Origin of the sequence: Mycolicibacterium canariasense (assembly GCF_002101555.1) — a bacterium.
In the GTDB taxonomy this organism is placed as follows: Bacteria; Actinomycetota; Actinomycetes; order Mycobacteriales; family Mycobacteriaceae; genus Mycobacterium; species Mycobacterium canariasense.
In genome coordinates this window covers 1-3,372 of the sequence record NZ_LQOL01000022.1, presented here as the reverse complement: position 1 = coordinate 3,372, position 3,372 = coordinate 1, and the positions used below count along the sequence as shown (strand labels likewise).

The window sequence follows — 3,372 nt, the reverse complement described above, 5'->3', positions numbered from 1 at the left end:
ACGACCAGGCGTCGGCCGTCGATGCCGTTGTCGATGGCGGCCTGGTGGCTGGCTGCGTCGCTGCCGATGCATGCGCCGTGGTGCCATTCGAAGCAGTCGTCGAATTGGTGCCATAGCCAGTCGAGTTGGGCGTCGGTGGGTTCGTTGCGGCTGCCGGTGAATCCGCGTTTCGGGTAGCCGCTGTGGCCGATGGGTGATGTCACGGGGTCTCCTCGGGGTTGGGGCAGTCGGGGTGATGGCCTTGGGTTTCGACGTGCCACCCGCAGCGCGGACAGCGGTTGAGGGCACGTAGCTGGTCGGGGGTGAACAGCAGCCGGATCTTCGGATCAGTCACGGGTGATGTCCCGTCGACGGCGGATGATCTTGCGGCCGGCATTGACCGCGGCGGCTGAAGGCGACATTGCGTCTCGGGTGCCGTGCTCGGCGGCATCGGCCCCTGTGTCGAACAGCGGAACTGGAGAGCGGTAGTTGAAGCACGCCAGGATGTCGTCTTGTGTCATCGCGCCGTTGATGGCGGCAAGGCGCAGGCCGAGGAGTTGGTCGCCGTGGCAGCCGACCCAGCCGGCACATACGCGGCGCGCGTCATTCTCGGCGTCGGTTTGGTGGCAGATGAACAGTCCGGCGGGTTGTTGGCTGGTGTCTTCGTCGTAGCGGCGGAGTTTGGTGTATTCGTCTGGGTGCCAGACGCCGGATGGGACATCGCGCCGGTATGGGCAGGAGGCGCATGGTTTTGGTGCTGGGCCGCGGGTGTTCATCGTGTGTCCAGTCCGTAACGCCTGTATCGGCTGGCGTAGTTGGCGGCGTCCCGGCACGCATCACACGCCGGCTCTGAGCGGCGGCGGTGTTGGGCGTAGCCGCGTTCGGTGCCGTGCTCGATCGGCGCCAACGGCCGGTCATGGTCTTGTTTGGGGCGTTCGAACTCCTGGCCGCCCCAGATGCCTTCGGATCCGGTGCGGATCGCCTCGGCCCGGCACTCGGCGGTGACGGGGCATTCGGCGCAGACTTTCTGCGCGGCGGCCCGGGCGAGGGTGTCCTTCGGGAGTGGGTGCCACCAGTCTGGGCAGGGGTGGTTGAGGCACGCTGCTTGGTTCCGCCAGAGCTGGTCAGGCATCGACGTCGACTTTCACGTGACGCCAACTCTCCCCGGCTATCACCTTCTTGATCGAACTGGGATTGCACCCGTACCGCCTTGCCAGTCTGGGTATTTCGCCATACCCGTAGGGAGCGTTGCGACGAATGTCCCGAACGATTTCCTCCGTCAGGCGTGCGTCACGGTGGCGCTCACCGTGAGACCTGTTCCCGCGGCCTTTCTGAATACAATCAAGAATGTTGTCGGTATTACTGCCCGGGAATATGTGCGCGGGGTTGCAGCATGGCGGGTTGTCGCATCTATGGCACGCTTTGACATCGGTGGTTAGCACGTGACCCTGGAGAGCAAGGGCGACGCGAGATGCGGTGACAGGTACACCTTTCCGGATGTAGAACTGGCCGTATCCCTTTGAGTGTTTCGTAGATCCAAGCCACGGCCAGCAGTCATCGGCGCCGCGAATGTCAACCTTGGACCAGAACCTTTCGAGAAAGTGGGGCGGTGCGTCTCGCAGATCGAGCGGGCTTCTTGTGAGCTGCTTGCTCCACGCGCTCATAGACTCCCGTCGGCTCATCGGTCGGCCTCCGCGGCATCAGCGGCGGCGAGGAGTGCGGCAGCGAACACGCGGGCCTCGGCAGCAGACGTCACCAGGTCCAGGCCAACGTCACGGATGGAGACACCTCTGTGGTGGACACCAGATTCACCCAGGTACACACCCACGGTGCCGACGTCGTTGACGTGCCAGTCGCCTGCATTCTCGGGTAACTCGATCACGGCGTATCCAGCGGCCCGGAGCGCGTCGAGCTGGTGCTGAGAGTGCTCGACCAAATCCTCAGCCCACTCTCCACACGAGCAGATGGCGTGCTGGGCCAGCACTTCCGCCGCGGTCATCGGGGGTCCACCAGGCCGCGCCCGAACCCCCACAGCACCCGATGCCGCGCGAGTCGCCAACCACTGATCGGGGTGTACGAGTGCGGCCGGCACGTGTGCAGATACCAGCCGGGATCGAGCCAGGCGGTTGTGTTGCCGCACTGCATGATCCGCCACACACGGATCTGCTTGATAAAGAAAGCAGCCATCAGTCCTCCTCGTTGTCGGTCCATTGGTGCCCGCACACGCACTCATGCGAGCCGTCGTCGTGCTGGTCGTAGGTGCAGTTGTGGCCAACCCACCCGTACGCGTGGAATCCGACATCGCAATGCCCGCCAGTCGATTCCATGCACACGTACAACTCCCGCTCGACCGCGCTCACCGCGCCCTGCCTTGGTTGGCCAGGATCAGGATCAGCAGCACCGACACACCCCACTGCCAATGCGTGAATAGCAGCCACACAATCACCGCCACCACCAAGCCCCCCGACGACGAGGGCAGTCTCACGATTCACGGGTGTTTCCTCTCAAACATGTTGTGGCACTTCGCCGAGAACGCCGACTTATGTCAAGCTGGTCACCAGGTTTGCGCGGCCTCTTCGGTTGCCGTCGCCGGGCGCATAATCCAGAATCCGGCCGACTTGAGTTCGTCTACGACATGCGCCGCATGGGCCATACGTCCTGGCCCTGTCCACTCACAAGCTCGTGCTCCACACTTGTCGAACCTCACGCCGGGTACGTAACCATGGACCGCAATCACATCAGCAGCTGTCATCTCTGCTTCCTTTCGCCGATAACGTTGCGTTCGGTCATGTTGTGGTTCAACGGGTCACGCCCTTACCGCGCGGGGTCACGTCGCCCCCAACAGCCAGATCAAACCCCAACCCGCTGTCACGCCAACCCAATTCGTGACGGCCAGCATCAACGCGAACTCGAAATGAAACCTCACCGCAGCACCACAGTTCACCGGTCCCCCATCCGTTGCAGCCGGTCGTTCTCAACGATCGCGCCGAGCACCTTGTGTGTCAGGGCGAGCGCCCCATCGCCGTAGCGGTGTTCAACGAACCCGACTGTTTTGCGGCCCTGCTCGCGATAAACCACCCAGCGGTACGTGTTCACCGAATCCGGTGCGCTACCAGCACTCGTGGTCCTGGTGATCCCGACCGACGTGATCGGATCGTTGTTGACCTGAACATCGACGTAAACGCTCACCGCGGCACCACCGGGTACTCATCCCACGTGCGGCTGTCGAGCGTCCGGCCGGCTTGCTGCTTTCCGACGCGACGAATCGTGGCGAACGGGGCCGCGGCATGCTGGCCGTGCAGGTCCCCGATCCGCGCGTGCTGGCCGTCGAAGAAGACCAGATGGTCGTTCACCGTGCGGAAGTCGGGCACGTCCGGTTCGACCGGACGCCAC

The 3,372-nt window shown here is 63.7% G+C and carries 9 protein-coding genes and 1 pseudogene; all 10 read right to left on the bottom strand.

Translation table 11 applies throughout. The features are described 5' to 3' along the window. A partial coding sequence (locus AWB94_RS02825) for a hypothetical protein (RefSeq protein ID WP_133058200.1) occupies positions 1 to 203 on the bottom strand: 203 nt, incomplete at its 3' end. Next, the gene (locus tag AWB94_RS36035; protein ID WP_264021084.1) at positions 200 to 334 is read right to left on the bottom strand and encodes a hypothetical protein; all 135 of its coding nucleotides are present in this window, start codon (positions 332 to 334) and stop codon (positions 200 to 202) included. The genes AWB94_RS36035 and AWB94_RS02825, both read right to left, overlap by 4 nt. Further along, a complete protein-coding gene (locus AWB94_RS02820; RefSeq protein WP_062659603.1) occupies positions 327 to 755 on the bottom strand; it encodes a DUF6283 family protein in 429 nt (142 codons plus the stop codon). Before AWB94_RS02820 ends, AWB94_RS36035 begins: the two co-directional genes overlap by 8 nt. Beyond that, entirely contained in the window at positions 752 to 1,111 is a 360-nt protein-coding gene (locus tag AWB94_RS02815) for a WhiB family transcriptional regulator (protein ID WP_062659604.1), read from the bottom strand. The genes AWB94_RS02820 and AWB94_RS02815 overlap by 4 nt, the downstream gene beginning before the upstream one ends. A 546-nt stretch (positions 1,112 to 1,657) precedes the next feature. Then, a complete protein-coding gene (locus AWB94_RS02810; RefSeq protein WP_062659605.1) occupies positions 1,658 to 1,978 on the bottom strand; it encodes a hypothetical protein in 321 nt (106 codons plus the stop codon). Next, positions 1,975 to 2,166, bottom strand: coding sequence for a hypothetical protein (locus tag AWB94_RS02805; RefSeq protein WP_062659606.1), 192 nt, complete (start codon positions 2,164 to 2,166; stop codon positions 1,975 to 1,977). Before AWB94_RS02805 ends, AWB94_RS02810 begins: the two co-directional genes overlap by 4 nt. Beyond that, the gene (locus tag AWB94_RS34940; protein WP_165605412.1) at positions 2,166 to 2,339 is read right to left on the bottom strand and encodes a hypothetical protein; all 174 of its coding nucleotides are present in this window, start codon (positions 2,337 to 2,339) and stop codon (positions 2,166 to 2,168) included. Before AWB94_RS34940 ends, AWB94_RS02805 begins: the two co-directional genes overlap by 1 nt. Further along, positions 2,336 to 2,464 (bottom strand): hypothetical protein, encoded by a 129-nt coding sequence (locus AWB94_RS36030; protein WP_264021085.1) that lies wholly within the window; start codon positions 2,462 to 2,464, stop codon positions 2,336 to 2,338. Before AWB94_RS36030 ends, AWB94_RS34940 begins: the two co-directional genes overlap by 4 nt. A 455-nt stretch (positions 2,465 to 2,919) precedes the next feature. Then, complete coding sequence (locus AWB94_RS02800; RefSeq protein WP_062659607.1) at positions 2,920 to 3,168, bottom strand: hypothetical protein; 249 nt, start codon at positions 3,166 to 3,168, stop codon at positions 2,920 to 2,922. Next, a pseudogene (locus tag AWB94_RS02795) lies at positions 3,165 to 3,372 on the bottom strand (DUF5131 family protein); the annotation flags it as partial. The gene AWB94_RS02800 and the pseudogene AWB94_RS02795, both read right to left, overlap by 4 nt.